The 14,966-nt window shown below is 62.3% G+C and carries 20 protein-coding genes and 2 pseudogenes; 9 read left to right on the top strand and 13 right to left on the bottom strand.

Annotated features, from left to right (window positions below; genetic code table 11):
- Positions 1-5 precede the first annotated feature (5 nt).
- The 4 genes and pseudogenes from QMO14_RS12785 to QMO14_RS33380 form a co-directional block, all read right to left on the bottom strand.
- On the bottom strand, positions 6-1,208 hold the full coding sequence (locus QMO14_RS12785) for an MFS transporter (protein WP_301507584.1): 1,203 nt from the start codon (positions 1,206-1,208) through the stop codon (positions 6-8).
- Positions 1,209-1,335: 127 nt separating this feature from the next.
- Entirely contained in the window at positions 1,336-1,983 is a 648-nt protein-coding gene (locus tag QMO14_RS12780; RefSeq protein ID WP_301507583.1) for a retron system putative HNH endonuclease, read from the bottom strand.
- Positions 1,980-3,083, bottom strand: coding sequence for an AAA family ATPase (locus QMO14_RS12775; RefSeq protein ID WP_301507582.1), 1,104 nt, complete (start codon positions 3,081-3,083; stop codon positions 1,980-1,982). The genes QMO14_RS12780 and QMO14_RS12775 overlap by 4 nt, the downstream gene beginning before the upstream one ends.
- Before the next feature lie 21 nt (positions 3,084-3,104).
- Positions 3,105-3,296: pseudogene (locus tag QMO14_RS33380) on the bottom strand (AAA family ATPase); the annotation flags it as partial.
- A gap of 386 nt (positions 3,297-3,682) precedes the next feature.
- On the opposite strand from QMO14_RS33380, the gene QMO14_RS12770 reads away from it, so the two are divergent.
- The 3 genes from QMO14_RS12770 to QMO14_RS12760 all read left to right on the top strand — a co-directional run bounded on the left by QMO14_RS12770 (position 3,683) and on the right by QMO14_RS12760 (position 5,484).
- Entirely contained in the window at positions 3,683-3,997 is a 315-nt protein-coding gene (locus QMO14_RS12770; protein WP_301507581.1) for a hypothetical protein, read from the top strand.
- A 102-nt stretch (positions 3,998-4,099) separates the two neighbouring features.
- Complete coding sequence (locus QMO14_RS12765; RefSeq protein ID WP_301507580.1) at positions 4,100-5,038, top strand: AraC family transcriptional regulator; 939 nt, start codon at positions 4,100-4,102, stop codon at positions 5,036-5,038.
- A gap of 155 nt (positions 5,039-5,193) precedes the next feature.
- Positions 5,194-5,484, top strand: a complete 291-nt coding sequence (locus QMO14_RS12760) for a putative quinol monooxygenase (protein WP_301507579.1) — start codon at positions 5,194-5,196, stop codon at positions 5,482-5,484.
- Between the two features lie 83 nt (positions 5,485-5,567).
- On the opposite strand, the gene QMO14_RS12755 is transcribed toward QMO14_RS12760, so the two are convergent.
- The 8 genes from QMO14_RS12755 to QMO14_RS12720 form a co-directional block, all read right to left on the bottom strand.
- Positions 5,568-6,005 carry a hypothetical protein gene (locus QMO14_RS12755; RefSeq protein ID WP_301507578.1) on the bottom strand — a complete coding sequence of 146 codons (438 nt, stop codon included), beginning with the start codon at positions 6,003-6,005 and terminating at the stop codon, positions 5,568-5,570.
- Positions 6,006-6,020: 15 nt separating this feature from the next.
- On the bottom strand, positions 6,021-6,386 hold the full coding sequence (locus QMO14_RS12750; RefSeq protein ID WP_126021448.1) for a hypothetical protein: 366 nt from the start codon (positions 6,384-6,386) through the stop codon (positions 6,021-6,023).
- Positions 6,387-6,490: 104 nt separating this feature from the next.
- Positions 6,491-6,805, bottom strand: coding sequence for a hypothetical protein (locus QMO14_RS12745; protein WP_301507577.1), 315 nt, complete (start codon positions 6,803-6,805; stop codon positions 6,491-6,493).
- A complete protein-coding gene (locus QMO14_RS12740) occupies positions 6,802-7,245 on the bottom strand; it encodes a hypothetical protein (RefSeq protein WP_301507576.1) in 444 nt (147 codons plus the stop codon). Before QMO14_RS12740 ends, QMO14_RS12745 begins: the two co-directional genes overlap by 4 nt.
- A gap of 28 nt (positions 7,246-7,273) precedes the next feature.
- Entirely contained in the window at positions 7,274-7,744 is a 471-nt protein-coding gene (locus QMO14_RS12735; RefSeq protein WP_301507575.1) for a hypothetical protein, read from the bottom strand.
- Positions 7,745-7,757: 13 nt separating this feature from the next.
- On the bottom strand, positions 7,758-8,147 hold the full coding sequence (locus QMO14_RS12730) for a hypothetical protein (protein ID WP_301507574.1): 390 nt from the start codon (positions 8,145-8,147) through the stop codon (positions 7,758-7,760).
- Positions 8,148-8,171: 24 nt separating this feature from the next.
- Positions 8,172-9,107: a 3D domain-containing protein gene (locus QMO14_RS12725; protein WP_301507573.1), complete on the bottom strand. Its 936-nt coding sequence runs from the start codon at positions 9,105-9,107 to the stop codon at positions 8,172-8,174.
- On the bottom strand, positions 9,104-9,658 hold the full coding sequence (locus QMO14_RS12720; protein ID WP_301507572.1) for a PAAR domain-containing protein: 555 nt from the start codon (positions 9,656-9,658) through the stop codon (positions 9,104-9,106). The genes QMO14_RS12725 and QMO14_RS12720 overlap by 4 nt, the downstream gene beginning before the upstream one ends.
- A gap of 319 nt (positions 9,659-9,977) precedes the next feature.
- Between QMO14_RS12720 and QMO14_RS12715 the strand changes: the two genes are divergently transcribed.
- The 5 genes and pseudogenes from QMO14_RS12715 (at position 9,978) to QMO14_RS12695 (ending at position 13,007) form a co-directional block, all read left to right on the top strand.
- A complete protein-coding gene (locus QMO14_RS12715) occupies positions 9,978-10,553 on the top strand; it encodes a DUF3455 domain-containing protein (RefSeq protein ID WP_301507571.1) in 576 nt (191 codons plus the stop codon).
- 50 nt (positions 10,554-10,603) lie between these two features.
- Positions 10,604-11,176 carry a sigma-70 family RNA polymerase sigma factor gene (locus QMO14_RS12710; RefSeq protein ID WP_301507570.1) on the top strand — a complete coding sequence of 191 codons (573 nt, stop codon included), beginning with the start codon at positions 10,604-10,606 and terminating at the stop codon, positions 11,174-11,176.
- The gene (locus QMO14_RS12705; RefSeq protein WP_301507569.1) at positions 11,173-11,913 is read left to right on the top strand and encodes an anti-sigma factor; all 741 of its coding nucleotides are present in this window, start codon (positions 11,173-11,175) and stop codon (positions 11,911-11,913) included. Before QMO14_RS12710 ends, QMO14_RS12705 begins: the two co-directional genes overlap by 4 nt.
- A gap of 213 nt (positions 11,914-12,126) precedes the next feature.
- A pseudogene (locus QMO14_RS12700) lies at positions 12,127-12,609 on the top strand (DUF1016 N-terminal domain-containing protein); the annotation flags it as partial.
- Between the two features lie 254 nt (positions 12,610-12,863).
- Positions 12,864-13,007: a hypothetical protein gene (locus QMO14_RS12695; protein WP_301507568.1), complete on the top strand. Its 144-nt coding sequence runs from the start codon at positions 12,864-12,866 to the stop codon at positions 13,005-13,007.
- Here QMO14_RS12695 and QMO14_RS12690 read toward each other — a convergent pair.
- A complete protein-coding gene (locus tag QMO14_RS12690) occupies positions 12,994-14,181 on the bottom strand; it encodes an MFS transporter (RefSeq protein ID WP_301507567.1) in 1,188 nt (395 codons plus the stop codon). The genes QMO14_RS12695 and QMO14_RS12690 overlap by 14 nt on opposite strands.
- A gap of 104 nt (positions 14,182-14,285) precedes the next feature.
- Here QMO14_RS12690 and QMO14_RS12685 point away from each other — a divergent pair, with 104 nt between their 5' ends.
- Entirely contained in the window at positions 14,286-14,915 is a 630-nt protein-coding gene (locus QMO14_RS12685; RefSeq protein ID WP_301507566.1) for a 2-hydroxychromene-2-carboxylate isomerase, read from the top strand.
- The last annotated feature ends 51 nt before the right edge of the window (positions 14,916-14,966 follow it).

Genomic DNA, 14,966 nt, shown 5'->3' with positions numbered 1-14,966 from the left:
GAGGTTCAGTGACCGACCGGCACCGGCCCCGAAGCGCGAACCGGAATGCCTGCACGCCGATCAAGCGATCCGCTCCATTGCGTGAGAGCCAGAGAGACAAGCACCACCAGCGCGCCAATCCACGGCGTGTGCATCAGCCCAAGGTGCGTCACGATCAGCCCACCGGCCCAGGCCGCGCCGGCAATGCCCAGGTTGAAAGCCGCGATGTTCAGGCCCGAGGCCACGTCCACTGCCTGCGGCGTGAAGCGTTCGGCCTGCTTCACGACATACACCTGCAGCCCCGGCACGTTGCCGAAAGCCACCGCGCCCCACATCAGCACCGCCAGCAGGGCCAGCCACTTGTGCGGCGCCGCGAAGTTGAACACCAGCAGCACCGCGGCCAGCAGCGCGAAGATGACCTTCAGCGCCGGAATCGGGCCCATGCGGTCGGCCAGCTTGCCGCCCCAGATGTTGCCCACCGCCACCGAGATGCCGTACACCAGCATCACCCAGCCCACAGCGCCCGCGCTGAAGCCAGACACGTCGGTGAGGATCGGCGCCAGGAACGTGAACGGAATGAACGAGCCGCCATAGCCGATGGCCGTCTTCGCATACACCAGCAACAGGCGCGGCTCGGCCAGCACCTTGGCCTGCTGCGCCAGCGAGGCCGGCGGCGTGTGGCGGATGTTGCTGGGCACAAAGATCCAGCTGCCGATGAAGGCGATAACGCCCAGCGCCGACACCGCCAGGAAAGTCTCGCGCCAGCCGAAGTGCTGCCCGATGAACGTGCCCAGCGGCACGCCCGTGACCAGCGCCACCGTGAGGCCCGTGAACATGATCGCGATGGCGCTCGCCGCCTTTTCCTTCGGCACCAGGCCGGTGGCAATCGTCGAGCCGATGGAGAAGAACACCCCGTGCGCCAGCCCCGTGAGGACGCGGGCGGCAATCAGCGATTCATAGCTCGGCGCCTTCCACGCCAGCAGATTGCCGACCGTGAACAGCGCCATCAGCCCGAGCAGCAGCGCCTTGCGCGGCAGCTTGCCCGTGAGCGCGGTGAGCACCGGCGCGCCGATGGCGACGCCCAGTGCGTATAGGCTGACCAGCAGGCCGGCGGAGGGGAGGCCGATGTGGAGGTCGGCTGCGACTGTGGGGATGAGGCCAACGATGACGAACTCGGTCGTTCCGATGGCGAAGGCGCTGAGGGTTAGCGCTAGTAGGGCGATGGGCATGAGGGCACTCCTTCTGGGATGAGAGGGAGTGTCTTGCGGTTACCTTTGCGGATAAATAGCGGCTGAGAGAGAAAATATTTGACTACAAGTCAATAAATAGAAAAAGGCTGGTGTTGCAAACTAGCTTTCATCCTGTCGCCTGTTGCTCTGCGAAGCGCGCAACAACATGCCCTAGATCGTCTGCTCTACCTTCTTTGTCTAGCGCGCGAAAGGCTCGGCTCAACTCCAGCAAGGACTCGTTTGTCGCGGTGCTCATAAAGTCTTCATCGAAAACTCTTTTGATTACTTCCTCACGTCGATTGCGCAGGAATGGGATGTCTAGTTTGAGCAAGCTAGTCATGTAGTCCGCGCCTGCGTCAGCAGGATCGTTTGCGCAGATTTGCCCGTCTAGCGTATAGAGGAATCTAGTTTCACATGTCTGGTCCAGCGGCGATATGTGCAGGTGCTCGTCGAACTGATTGCTCTTGGCATGCCCGCAGTGCGATGGCGTTGTCACTTCGAATTTTCTTCCACAGGAAACGAAGAGATTCCCGTAGTGCAGAGCCAAATTCTCGTGGCTTTCCTGTGGGCGAAAGTGTTCAATGTGACTGCTGTCGAAGTCGATTGATTGCCCACAGTAGCAGCAAGTCCAACCTTGCTCGGATAGAAGCGATTCGTGCAGGGCGTGCTTTTGAGGATTCTGCAGGTCACCGTAGCTCGGTTGCCAGTCTTCGTTCTCAAGCTCCATCCATTGCTGAAAAAGTTCAGGAGCGGATTTCTTGTTCACGTATCTCATTTCCCAATGATCTCCTTCCTCTTTAGCAACGCAGTTGCACCAGCAAGCTCCGCGAGACCTGGAGCTTCTTTTTGTAGTGCTTTGAGTTTCTCCCGTGCTAGCTCCAGCTGATTCCTTTCCAAGGCAGCAAATAATTCGGATAGCTTTTCTTCAATGATTGGGGGGCGAGCAGAAGCCCCCATGATTTCCTCAAGAACGCGGCTCGAATCAACTCCATAGCTGACCTTGGGGTGCGTGATGCCGTTGGGGCTGAGCAAGATAATCTCATTTGGCATGAGCTCTCCAAGTACCTGCGGCGAATGACTCGCGACGATGAACTGGACAGCGGGGAAAGCGGCCTTCAGCCCATTGGTGATCATCCGTTGCCACTTGGGATGCAAGTGCATATCGAGCTCGTCGATCAACACTACGCCTGGTGAATCTCTCAGCACACTTTGACCAAGGTGTGGGTTTAGAAGGCACATTCGGCGAGCGATGTCTGCAACAAGAGAGATCACGGAGCGCTGACCATCACTCAGGTTCTCATACAGCGTAGGGGCGCGTTCTTTGGATAGACCTTCGTCCCACTCAACAAGAAGCCCTCGTTGTTTCATGTCATATCGAATGCCTTTTAGGCCTTCGACAGCACCTGCCAATGCTGAGTTGACTAGGCCTAGTTCGTCATCGAAGACTTCATTAAACGAGTGCCTCAACTCGGCTGCTGTTTGAAGGCGCTCTAGGCTCTTGGAGATCATCCATCCTGCCAAAGCCGACGAATCTAGGGAGGCTTCCCACCATCTCTCGTATCCGTCTGCTCTTGCGTGACGCTCCGTTGCAGCTTCTAACTCACTCGGTGCTTCTTGTAGCCATCTGCGATTCGCACCATAAAACACTGCAATCGGCAATGTTTTGCTAAGCGTCTCATCGCTCGAGTTCGGGAGCTGGCGCTGTGATACCCAGAGTGGTCCGGGGGGATTTCCCGAAATCAGAGGAGGTTCAATGGAGCCAGCCTTCTTCCATGACCATTCGATTGGAGTGCCGAAAGCCTGTCCCGTCGCAATCAACTCAATGGGATAGCAGGGCTCAAAGCGCCGACGTTTTTTAACCTCTGCAATGCTCACTCTTGCGTCTCCGGGGTCCAAGAGTGGATTTGATTGACCACGCCTTAGATTGAAGTACATCGTGAGTCCTCCCAAGCAGTCACGAAGACCTTTCAGGATCGTAGTCTTCCCGCTCCCGTTGGCCCCCACGAGAACGTTGAATCCAGGAGAAAAGTCCACTGGAAGGTCTTGGTGGCATCGATAGTTCACCAGCCGTATCGAGTCAATTCTCATAATGGTCCTTATGTTTTCTGCGCTTGCAGAGATTATCTGCGTCGTATTGCTCGGCAATATATGGGCTCGGGACGTGCCCGGATCGGGCTTGGCATTGGAGTGTCGATTAGTTTGCCGTACATCGATATACTGCCCCGTCGCGCAAAAAAAAGCGCGATCGGGTTTGGAAGCCCGCCAAAACCCCTGCGACGAGAGCCGCAGGACCGCACATGGTCTGCGGCTTTTTCGTTCGCGCTGCTTTTTTAGGCGGCTCGAACGGGAGGGCGCGAGCCCTGCCGGTTTCTCTTCAAGGGGTTTTCCGGTCTTCCAACCTGTTCGAGCTGCCGCCATCGTTTGGAAGCGGGGGCGGCGGTTGTAGCAAACCAAAATCCCTTGGGAGGCCTCTCATGGCTGCATCCGCTCGCGTGTCCGCACAATCCTGTGCCCCGGACCCCGCATCCCCCAACCTCGACGACCTCGCCCTACAAGCCTGCGACGACGCCGACAACCTCAACGACGTGATGCGCGCCTACGCCGCGCTCAGGAAACTCGTCGACACCAGCGCCCTGAACGACAGCGAGGAGCTCACCCCCAGCCGCACCGAGCTGAGCGCCTTGCTCGGTGTGCTCAACGACGCGCTGACGGCGCGCATTGATACCGTCAACGGCGCCACCAGCGCAGTGCGCGAGGCGCTGCGACAGAACGTCGGCAGCACCCAATAGCGCCAGCCGCGTGCCCCGGCAACGGGCACGCGCCGGTCGACTGGCAACGCTGCGCATCGCGCTTGCTTTCTTCTTTCTCTTCTTCTCCCCACAACAAAGCCGATGCCAGCCGCGCCCGTCGCCGACAACAAGCCCGAGGCCATTCCCACCGCCGCCTGGGCCCATCTGCGCGACATGGTCGCGGCGCGAACCCCTGCGGATGGCCGCACCGACGCGCTGTATCCGGGGCTGCGCTGCTACCGGTTCTCGCGCCCTGTGCGTTACGAGAAAACCCAGTGCCTCACGCCGGGCGTGGTGGTGGTCTTGCAGGGCCGCAAGACCGCGTACCTCGGTGGTGACGGTCGTTCGCTCGACTACGGCGCCACGCAGTGCCTGGTGCTCGGGGCCGAGGTCGCGTGCCTCGGCACGGTCGTCGCGGCGAGCGCCGAGCATCCGTACCTCGCGATTCATCTCGACCTGCCGCCCGACATGCTGGTGAAGTCTTTTGTCGCGCTGGCGGAAAGCGGCACGCTGGCCGAGCCCGCCCGCGTGACCGAGAACTTCACGGCTGCGGTGGGGCCGGAGGTGGTCGAGGCCTTCGCCCGACTGCTGCTGGCGGCCGACGACCCGGTGGACCGCCGCACGCTCGCGCCGCTGGCGGTTGAAGAAATCGTGCTGCGGCTGCTGCGCTCCGAGGCCGCGGCCGCCATCCGCAGCGCGGGCGCCGTTACCAAGGCCGGTGCACGCATACAGACGGCCATCGCCTTCATGCGCCGCCATCTGGGCCGGCCACTGTCGGTGGCCGAAATTGCCAGCCACGTGCACATGAGCCCTTCGCACTTCGCGCACAGTTTTCGCGAGGTGGCCGGGGTCACGCCGATGCGCTGCATTCGCGACCTGCGCCTGGAAGAGGCGCGCATGCTGATGCTGGGCGCGGGGCTGCGGCCCGGCGATGCGGCTGCGAAGGTGGGGTTCGAGAGCGCGGCGCATTTCAATCGCGCGTTTCGCAGGCGGTTCGAGGCAACGCCTGCCGAGTACGTGCGGCGCGTTCAGTCGGGCTGATTGACTGACCGACTGATTGACTCACCGACGTGGGGGCGGCTGCGTCTTTCGCAGCCATGGTCAATTTCTTCGCAGCTTCGCGCCTTGGCGCGGGGGAGGGGGCTGGCTAACCTGCCGTCTGCCTTTTTCTTCAAGCCAACGACAAAGAAATTTCCATGAACCCGATCAACGTCATCATCACTTTCGAAGCCAAGCCCGAGCGCGCATCCGCGTTCGCCGAACTCATGCAGCAGGTCAAGCAGTCGCTGCCATCGGCGGATGGATGCCGTGGCGTGCAGTTGTTCGGGCGCGCCGACAACGACTGCGTGTTCACGCTGGTCGAGTCGTGGGAGTCACGTAGCAAGCATGAGGCTCATATCGCGGGCGTGGTGGCGTCAGGTGCTTGGGATGCGATGGCGGCTGAGCTGGCTGGGGCGCCTGTCAGTTGTTATTGCAATGAGCTTTGATGGGGGCGGCGGTTGCGCCGGAGACGCAGTTGGCGATGCCTTGTCCCGTGGGGTGAGGTGCTCTTGAGGCCAACGCCTCCGGCTCAATCTCTGCGCGGATCTTGCTCCGGTCTTGGCAGAGGCAGCAGCTGGCTCTCTTCCACCGGTGGCCATTCTCTTGCGGCGTCTTCAACCATCCGCGCATAGGACGGGCAACCTTTCCGCGCCGTCTTCAACGTCTTGTTGTTGTACCGGCACTCAAGTACGGGCTTGCGATCTTCAGGATTGAACTGCGTCAGGGTGTAGGGGAGGCCGTTCTCGTACTTCACCGTCATGAACACCTCTCCTCGCTCACCCCAGATGGTTCGGCAGCCGGTGTAGTTCGAGGCGATGCTCCGGGGGAACATGAATATGAAGTACCCGTGGACGCTGTTGATGGCGGCGCTTTTTGGCGGGGCTGCCAGATCGCAATTTTTATCTTCAGCGTGCACCAGAGAACTGAGCGCCATCAGGCAGAAAAGCGGAAGGCGGGAGTAGCGCAAGAGAAGGGGCATAGGTTAGTCGGGCAAGCTCTGCAACTGTGTTTCGGCGACGCCTGCAAAGAAGATCCACGGACAAATATCCTGGAAGGTGCGCAATTCCTGCTTGGCCTCGTCCAGCCGGCCTTCCTCCATGAGATCGTGCGCTCGAAGGATGGTGTCACCCAGGTATCGTGACCAAGCCCTCTCGTTGGCTCTGAGTTCAAGAACGTACTGTGCAAATTCATCAGCCGAGGCCCATCGGGCACCTTGGGGGCCGGTGTCATGGAAGCTCTTCGTAAAAAACTCTGCGAAGAGCGCGCGGGTCTCGTCATTGAACTGGGCGGCAATTTCCTCTTTGGACTGCCCGGCAAATTTGTGCCACCGCTCAATCAGTTCGTGCATATCGTCTTTGCGGCTAATCGATCTTGCATGTTGATGTTCCAGATGGTTTCCGAAATTGCTCCCCGTCCCGAATACCTCGGCGGTCTGGTACAGGCGTACGTCCGCTAAGCACCGTGGATCGCCATCATGACCCAGAAGGTCACCCACATTGCGCTCACCCCCAGCAGACATATCCCCATCAGGAAAGCAGCCAGATAGCCGATTCGCTGCCAGATCCGGGGAGCGCCCGGAACGAAGCGCCAGTAAATCCAGATCGCCCACGCAAAGAGAATCGTGGCGATGATCGGCGCGATGTTGTCAGAGATCGACTGGAACTTGCGCTGGTCCAAGGCCCCAACGGCTACGAATACAGCCGGCATCGTCAGGAACCATGCCAGCACGCTCAGGCATCCAAGCACGTTGCGCCGATGGTTGTTCACGGTGAGGCCTTTGCGTCAACGCTCGGCGTCGGGGCTGGGGCCGGACGGCAGTTCAGTAGCGTCAGTCCCTCAACGTCGGGATAGAGGTGAATTGAAGCGAAATCGTTGCTCTCACCGAATGGGCTCTTTGGAGAGCGGTATGCCTGGGAGTGCGTCTCCACAGGAAGGTCGGCGCGCAGCAACACGCGCAGCGCTCTCACTGTGTTGGCCGCACGCAGTTCAGCCAACGCCTTGGCCTCGCTGGGAACGGCTCCGAAAGCCCCGGTTTCTACTCCTGCGCCCGTGTACGTGGGAAAGACTGCGTAGGAACGGTTCAGCCACTCCGAGAGCTTGATGATCTGCGATCGGTCCAGATCCGCAGAGCCGCTCTCAAAGCTGATCTGAGTTGCCACGATGTAGCTGCATGCTGTTGCTTGCCCCGCAGCGAGGATGGCGGCCAAAGCCCAGAGAATTCGTCGGTGCATCGGCTTACTGCTGCTTGGGCGGCGCTGCAGATCCTTCTGACCATTTGCAGCACGAGACTGTTTTGGCGCACGCGGGTTGAACGGTTGCGTTCAGAACATCCAGACGCTCCGGGTGCCTTATCGCCTGGCTTTCGAACTCATCGATGTGCCCTTGCACTTCGACGGAGGCCGTGGTGCTCAAGGTTTTCAACAGATCGGCGATCTCGGCAAGCCGGAGGTTCGCTTTCTTCAACGAAGCGGCATCGTCCTTGATGGCGCTTGCATGGATGTCGGCACGGTAGATGCCTCCGGTCGCCCTTTTCGGGTTCTGCTGCTCGACAAACCAGTTCGTCAGCGAGACGACCTGCTGCGATTCGAGATTTGTGCTTGCGGGGGCGAACTGAACGTCGTGTTCGAGGCCGCCGAATGAGCAAGCGAGGGTCCACGTGGGCACCAGGGCGCAGGCAAGAGGGATGATGGCGTTGAGGTATTTCATGCGGCTGCGGTGCTCAACGAGGTTGCTCGATCTCGATGGAGTCGAACGTTTCTTTCACGCTGACTGCCTTCTTCAGGCTGCCGTTCCTGATCTCCCGACCAGCCCTGTCGAAAAATTTGGTGTTGGTGTCGATGATGAGCGTGACCGGAACGTCGCCGTTGGAACTGCGCCAAGTCGCTCTGAACTCGTAGGGCCCCATGCGAGCGCCACCGAGGTGAGGCATTGCCTGTTCGGAGATGCGCGTACCTGATCCGGCATCGGTGACCTTGAGTGTCCCGAGCAGGAATTTTTCGAACTCCGGCCTGACCTTGATCATGGGCAGCACGTCCTGCTCGAAACTGACAGTGCCGTCGGCCCAAGCTGCCGGTGCGGCCGAGAGAAGTGCGCCGAGCGCGATGAGCATTGAGCCGTATCGTGGTTTCATGGGTTAGAGGCCTCCTATGAATTTGACCTTGCGTTGGGTGCTGTTGAAACCGCTCGCTTGCCATGCTTGCACCACGCTGTTTCCAGCACCTAGGAAGTTGTCGATGTGATAGTCCCGAATTCTGCTTCCGCGATCGTCCGCATATCGCGTGCCGATAGAGTCGATCTCTACCTTCCCGTGGGGTGGGATAACTCTGGGGTCCACCGCAATTGACCGCCCCGCCGTGACTGCTCCAAAAGCGCCATGGACTCCGGCCGTGTAGGCAAACGTGACGCCTCCAGGGTTTGCCATTCGGGTTGGATGGCCCCGGGAATTTGTTGCCCATGTCGAACCGACACGAGTTGGCCGAACGTACTGACCATTGAGAGCCATTCCTGTGCCCTGCATCACGACGCCTCTGGCGCCGAAGAGAAAGTCATCGCGATGCTGATTTGAAAGTCCGTTCGCCGTGACCATTGCTCCGTTGAAATCGGACTCGTTGCAGACGTTGTAGCCCGTCAGCAGGAAGGGACTTTCATACCAGGCATCCGACAAAGTGATCTCTAGCGGAACAAAGGTGACGTCCCTCTCCGAGATCGACAGTTTGAGTTTTCCTTTTTCTCGGCTCTCCAAGGTCACGATCACGGTGCCTGCAGCATCTGTCGCAGCAGAGGAGGTCCTGATGGTGTCACCCCCTCTGTCGCTCGAGACGGTCAATGCGTGCCCGGCCTCGGGCGCGTTCCTGCCGATGCTGGTTACCGTGGCCTTGATCTTCAAACGGTAAAGGATCTGGCCGCTCTGAACCCGCGACGCCGTCGGGATGATCGGCAACTTGTCGTTGTTGATTGTGTTGCTCTGGATCTCCCATGCGAGTGTGAGATCGGCGACCGATACAACAACTGTGGAGCCGGGTGTCTGGTTTGTGGCGCCCGTGCCGACTGCGGCAACTTGTTCAGTCATTGCTTGACGCCTTGATGAACGATGCTGAACACAAGTTGCTCTGGCAATGTGGTCGTGACGCGTTGAGTTTTTCCCTCTGAATCGGTCACGCCGGAAATGATCTCACCCGACTCGGTCTTGATTTGGTAGGTCATGTTGGCCAGAGGCCTTGCTGACTTCATGTCCAGCAAGACGAATTGCTCGTCGTGAGGAATCTTGGGGGCGGGACCCGAGTGCCAGTAGCCCGCATGATCTTGATGGAATTCATCCGAGTCTGCGATGACCGCTGTGCTGACTCGTTCAACTCTCGCGGTGTGCTGCGAAGGAATCAATGCCGCTCCACAAGTGGTAAGCATGCCCTCGACGGCAACAGGAATGCCGTCAACCGTGTACGAAGAAACACCTTCTGCTATGCGATGTGGTCCCGGATGGAGAGGGCAAATGGTCAAGTGGCCGAGCCCTGCCGCGGGGATTTCATAGACGTCTGCTCTTCCGATCGGGAATGCTTCGGCCACTGTCCCGCCGTGCGTAGTCCTGTCGCCCAGCCTGATGATTGAAAGTATCTCTCCCATCTTTACGCTCCCTTGATCAGTGCGATTGATGTCTGACAGGGCAACGCCCGGCCTCCGTTGCTCGGCGGATCGCCGCTCACGAAATTTCCTTGTTTCATTCGATACGCTTCGGATAGATGACGGCGCGTTGTACGTGGGCGTCGCTGAAAACACTGTTGTCTATCGTCAATCGACTGCTCGTATTTCACGATCCGACTCGGATTCGATAAAAGACGAGCGCCTAAGAAAACTTCGCCCCCCTGCATCCAAACCTCTCCCTGGCGTGTAGACCCCTCAGCAGCGAGGAGCTGCTGACCTTCTACAACCCAGGAGAAATTCCATGCACACCTCTCGTTCCACCCGTTCGCTCGCCGTTCTCGGCGCCGTTTCCGCCGCAGCGTTCCTGACGGCCTGTGGCTCGATGTCTTCGGGCGCGATGACCCCCGCCTTCAACCAGTCCAGCCTGCCCCCCACCATCCAGGTGCCGGCCGGCAACAAGGTCGCGATGGAAACCGTGGGCAAGGGCGACATCACCTACGAATGCCGCGACAAGGCCAACGCCCCAGGCCAGACCGAGTGGGTGTTCGTCGGCCCCGACGCCAAGCTGTGGGACCGCAGCGGCAAGCAGGTCGGCAAGTACTACGGCCCGCCGGCCACCTGGGAGTCGAACGACGGCTCCAAGCTCACGGCCACGCAGCTGGCGGTCGCGCCCTCTGGCCCGACCAGCCTGCCGTTCCAGCTGGTGAAGGCCAACCCGGCCACGGGCAGCGGCGCGATGACGGGCGTGACCTACATCCAGCGCGTGGCGCTGCAAGGCGGCGTGGCGCCGGCGGCCGTGCCTTGCACGCCGGCCACCAAGGGCCAGAAGCAGGTGGTGCAGTACCAGGCCGACTACATCTTCTGGAAGGCGTCCTGATCGGGGGGGCGATTCGGCGGCGGGCCCGCCGGCTCCACTACCATCGGGCCGTGCAGAACCCGCCACCCATTTCGCCCTTCGACTACGACGCTGCCCTCATGGCCTGCGCACGCGGTGACCGTCAGGCCCTGCAGCAGCTCTACCAGCGCGAGAGCCGCTACCTGCTGGGCGTGGCGCTGCGCATCGTGCGCCAGCGCCAGCAGGCCGAAGACGTGCTGCACGACGCCTTCATCAGCATCTGGCAGCGTGCGGAAACCTTCAACCCGGCGCGCGGCGAAGGCCGGGGCTGGATCTACAGCGTGGTGCGCAATGCCGCGCTGAACATGGTGCGCAGCGGCGCACGCCAGGTGGACGTGAGCGAAGACGCGGCAGAGGCCATCGACGACCAGGCCGCGCTCGCGGCCTACGCCACCTCCGCCGATCCGTTCGAGCTGCGCGCGGACCTGGGCAGGCTCGAAGGCTGCCTGGGCGGGCTGGAGCCGGCGCGGCGCGACTGCATCCTCTATGCGTATGTGGAAGGCTGCTCGCACGGCGAAATCGCCGAGCGGCTGCAGACGCCGCTGGGCACGGTCAAGGCCTGGATCCAGCGCGGCATGCGCGCGCTGCGGGAGTGCATGGCATGAGCGGCACCGCTTCCTCCAGCCTCGGCAACTTCGATGACATCGACGCGCTGGCCGGCGAGTACGTGCTGGGCACGCTGTCGGCCAATGCACGCGCGGCGGTCGAAGCCCGCATGCGCGGCGAGCCCGCGCTGCGAGAGGCGGTGCAGGCATGGGAGGCACGGCTGCTGCCGCTGGCTTCGCTCGCGGCGCCGGTCGATCCTTCACCCGCGCTGTGGTCGCGCATCGAGCGCACGCTGGGCAGCGCTGCCGCCGCCGCACCGAAGGCCGGGCAGCCGGCGCGTGCATCGGGCTTCGCGAGCTGGTGGAACAATCTGCAGCTCTGGCGCGGCCTGGCTGCGGGCGGCTTTGCGGCCGCTGCGCTGATGGTGGCGGTGCTTGTCACCCGGCCGCTGCCCACGCCGCAGTACATGGTGGTGCTGGTCGCCCCGCAGGACAAGTCGCCCGGCTGGGTGATCCAGACCACGTCGTCGCGCCAGCTGAGCCTGGTGCCGCTGGGCACGATCGAGGTGCCGCCGCAGAAGACGCTGCAGTTCTGGACCAAGGCCGATCAATGGCGCGGCCCGGTGTCGCTGGGGCTGGTCAAGCAGGGCCAGACGCTGCGCATTCCCATCGACAAGCTGCCGCCGCTGGAGCCGAACCAGCTGTTCGAACTCACGCTGGAGCCCGAGAACGGCTCGCCCATCGACAGGCCGACCGGGCCGATCCAGTTCATCGGGCGTGCGGTCAAGGTGTTGTAGCGGCCGCCTTCTGACTGCTGGCCGCGGCGGTGATGCCTATGGTGTCTCCGCCCCATTGCCTTGTGGCAGTCGTTCGCCGGAGTGATCCGTTGGCGACGCAGGCATGTGTCGACTTTGTGGACCAGTATCGATCGGCCAGGAATTTCTCACGCAAGCTGCAGTTTTGCGGTTGGGTTGGCGGGGCGCGCGAAGGCCTCGCCTAAAGTGCCAACGATGAATCGCCGCAACGAGATCTCGAACGACTACGCCACATTCATCAGTGAGTTGAAATCGCGCGTAGCCGCCGCGCGCCTGTCGGCCGCACGTGCGGTGAACCGCGAGCTGATCGCGCTTTACTGGGATATCGGCAAGGCCATCGTCGAGCAGCAACGCACTCGGGGCTGGGGGCAGTCGGTGGTTGAGCAGATTGCCCGGGACTTGCGTGCATCGTTCCCAGGCACCCAAGGCTTTTCCGCGCGGAACGTCTGGGACATGCGGCGGTTGTACGAGGAATACACGAGCCCGGAAATTCTGCGACAGCTTGTCGCAGAAAGCGGCAAGCGCCCGCCGAGACGGTCTGCGGTGGCGCTGTTTCCCGATTGGGCTGAAGAGCTTGTGCGACGGCTTGTCGCAGAAATTCCATGGGGCCATCACTTGCTGTTGCTGAGCAAGCTGGGAGTTGCGGCGCAGCGACTCTTCTACTTGCGGGCGATCGCCGCGTTGGGCTGGAGTCGCAACGTGCTGCTCAACCAGATCAAGGCTCAGGCGTACGAACGCTCGCTCGCCGACCGGAAGAGCCACAACTTCTCGCTTGCGCTGCCGGGCCACTTGGCGGAGCAGGCCGAAGAAGCATTGAAGAGCAGCTACAACCTCGAATTCCTGGGCATCAGGCGAGCAATGAGAGGTAGCGTGCGCCGGACGACGCCCCTTCCATCGGGATCATCCTGTGCGCAGAGAAGGATTGCCTGGAGGTGGAGTTCGCGCTCAAGAGCAAGTCGAACCCGATCGGGGTGGCCGAATACCAATTGCAGGGCAAGTTGCCGACGGAGATGAAAGGCAAGCTTCCCTCGCCACGGCAACTGCAGGACGTCGTCCGCGCCGTCAAGATCCGGTAGCAGCAGGCTTTCGCCTGTTTGCCACGGCAGCAGCAAGGCCAATGCTTCCCACCACCATGCACAGCGCAAATATCACCCCGCGCGCGTGCACCGAATCCGAAAATGCCCCCACGGCCAGCCCCGCCAGCGGCTGCGTCAGGTTGTTCAGCAGCACGATCACCCCGGTGGTCTTGCCGTAGTCGTGCGCCGGAATGATCCGCTGCCTGTGGATGCGGATGTAGATGCTGAACATCTTGTCGAACCCGACCACCAGCAGGAAGCCAGCCGCGTAGCCCCAATGGCTGGCGCTGGCGGCGGTGAGCAGGCCGCCGCAGAAGATCAGCGCGTACGCGGTGACGCCCATGCGCCTGAGCGGGATCGACCCGCGGATGATCGCCAGCAGGATCGCGATGGTGGCGACGGCCCCGAGGGTCTGCAGCGTCGCGTAGTAGGTGGCCGAGCGCTGGTGCAGCCCGGTGACCATCGCGGCGGATGAGGCGAGGGTGGTGCCGAGCATCAGGTTCACGCCCGAGGTGAGCATGGTCAGCCGAAGCAGGCCCGGCAGTCTCAGCACGTGGCCGAGCGCGGTCGCGATGGGCCGCAGGATGTGGCCCGGCTCGCCCTGCGGTTCGTGCAGCTCCATGCGGTTGCCGCGGCGCCAGTACGAGGTCGCGACATCGGCCAGCAGGAAGAAGCCGGCCGCCGCGCCGACCACCGCCTGCCACGGCCACAGCGCGAACAGCGCCGCGGCCACCAGCGGGCCGAGCACGGTGCCGGTCTGCTCGGCGGTCTGGGCGTAGGCCAGCACCTTGTCGAAGCGGTTGCCGTTGGCGATCTGCGGCAGGATCACCTCGCGCGCCATCACGCCCTGCGTGGTGAGTACGCCGCACACCGCCGAGAGGCCCACCAGCCAGCCGATGCCGCCCATGGCTTCGTTGGCCAGCACGCCGAGCACGCAGACCAGCGCGCGAAGAATCTGGCTGCCGCGCAGCAGCTTCAGCGGCGACACCCGGTCGCACAGCGCGCCGCAGATGGGAAACGAGAGAAACCGCGGCAGCGTCTCCGCCGCGAAGGCATAGCCCGACCACGCCACGTCCTGCGTCACCTGGAACACGACCAGTGGCACGAGGAAAAGCAGGATCTGGTCGGCGAGCCTGGAGAGGAAGAGCGAGAAGAGAAAGGCCGGGAACTTCATCGCGCCGCAGTCACGGCGCGAGCCTGCGCAGACCCCGAGGGGAGAAGGGTGAGGGGCGCGAGGAACGCTGCACTGGCGGGCATGCGCTGAAGATAATCGAAACCATGATCGCACTCGACTGCTACTACAGCCTCTCCTCCCCCTGGGCCTACCTCGGCGGCCCGCAACTTCAAGACATCGTGCGCCGCCACCACGTGCGGCTCGTGCTCAAGCCCTACGACTTCCAGGCCGTGGTGCCGCAGACCGGCGGCATTCCACTGAAGACGCGACCCGAGCCGCGCCGCACGTACCACGCGCTCGAGCTCGCGCGCTGGAGCGACTACCTCGGCATGCCGATGAACCTGGAGCCCGCGCACTACCCGAAGGGCGCGCCGACCGACCCGAACTGGAACAAGTACCCGGGCTGGATGGTGATCGCCGCGCAACTCAAGGGCCTCGATGCCCAGCCGCTGTCGCACGCGCTGCTGCGCGCGCTGTGGGCCGAGGAGCGCGACACGTCGAAGGCCGAGGTGCGCATCGCCGTGGCCGACGAGAACGGCTACGACGGCGCCTCGCTGCAGGCGATGGAGCAGTCGGCGGAAGTGCTGGCGGTGTACCGCGCCAACAGTGCCGAAGCGGTGGAAGCGGGCGTGTTCGGCGCGCCGACTTTCATCCTGAACGGCGAACGCTTCTGGGGACAGGACCGGCTCGCGTTCCTCGACCGGGCGCTGGACAAGCTGCGCACGGCGGGCTGAGAGGGGACGGACAAGGGCTCGGCACCGCAACAGAGCTTGTTGCAGGCCGCG

It is taken from the genome of Variovorax sp. CAN15 (genome assembly GCF_030462475.1).
Lineage (GTDB): Bacteria > Pseudomonadota > Gammaproteobacteria > Burkholderiales > Burkholderiaceae_C > Variovorax.
The sequence above is the reverse complement of the archived record's forward strand: the minus strand, read 5'-3'. Positions and strand labels throughout refer to the sequence as shown.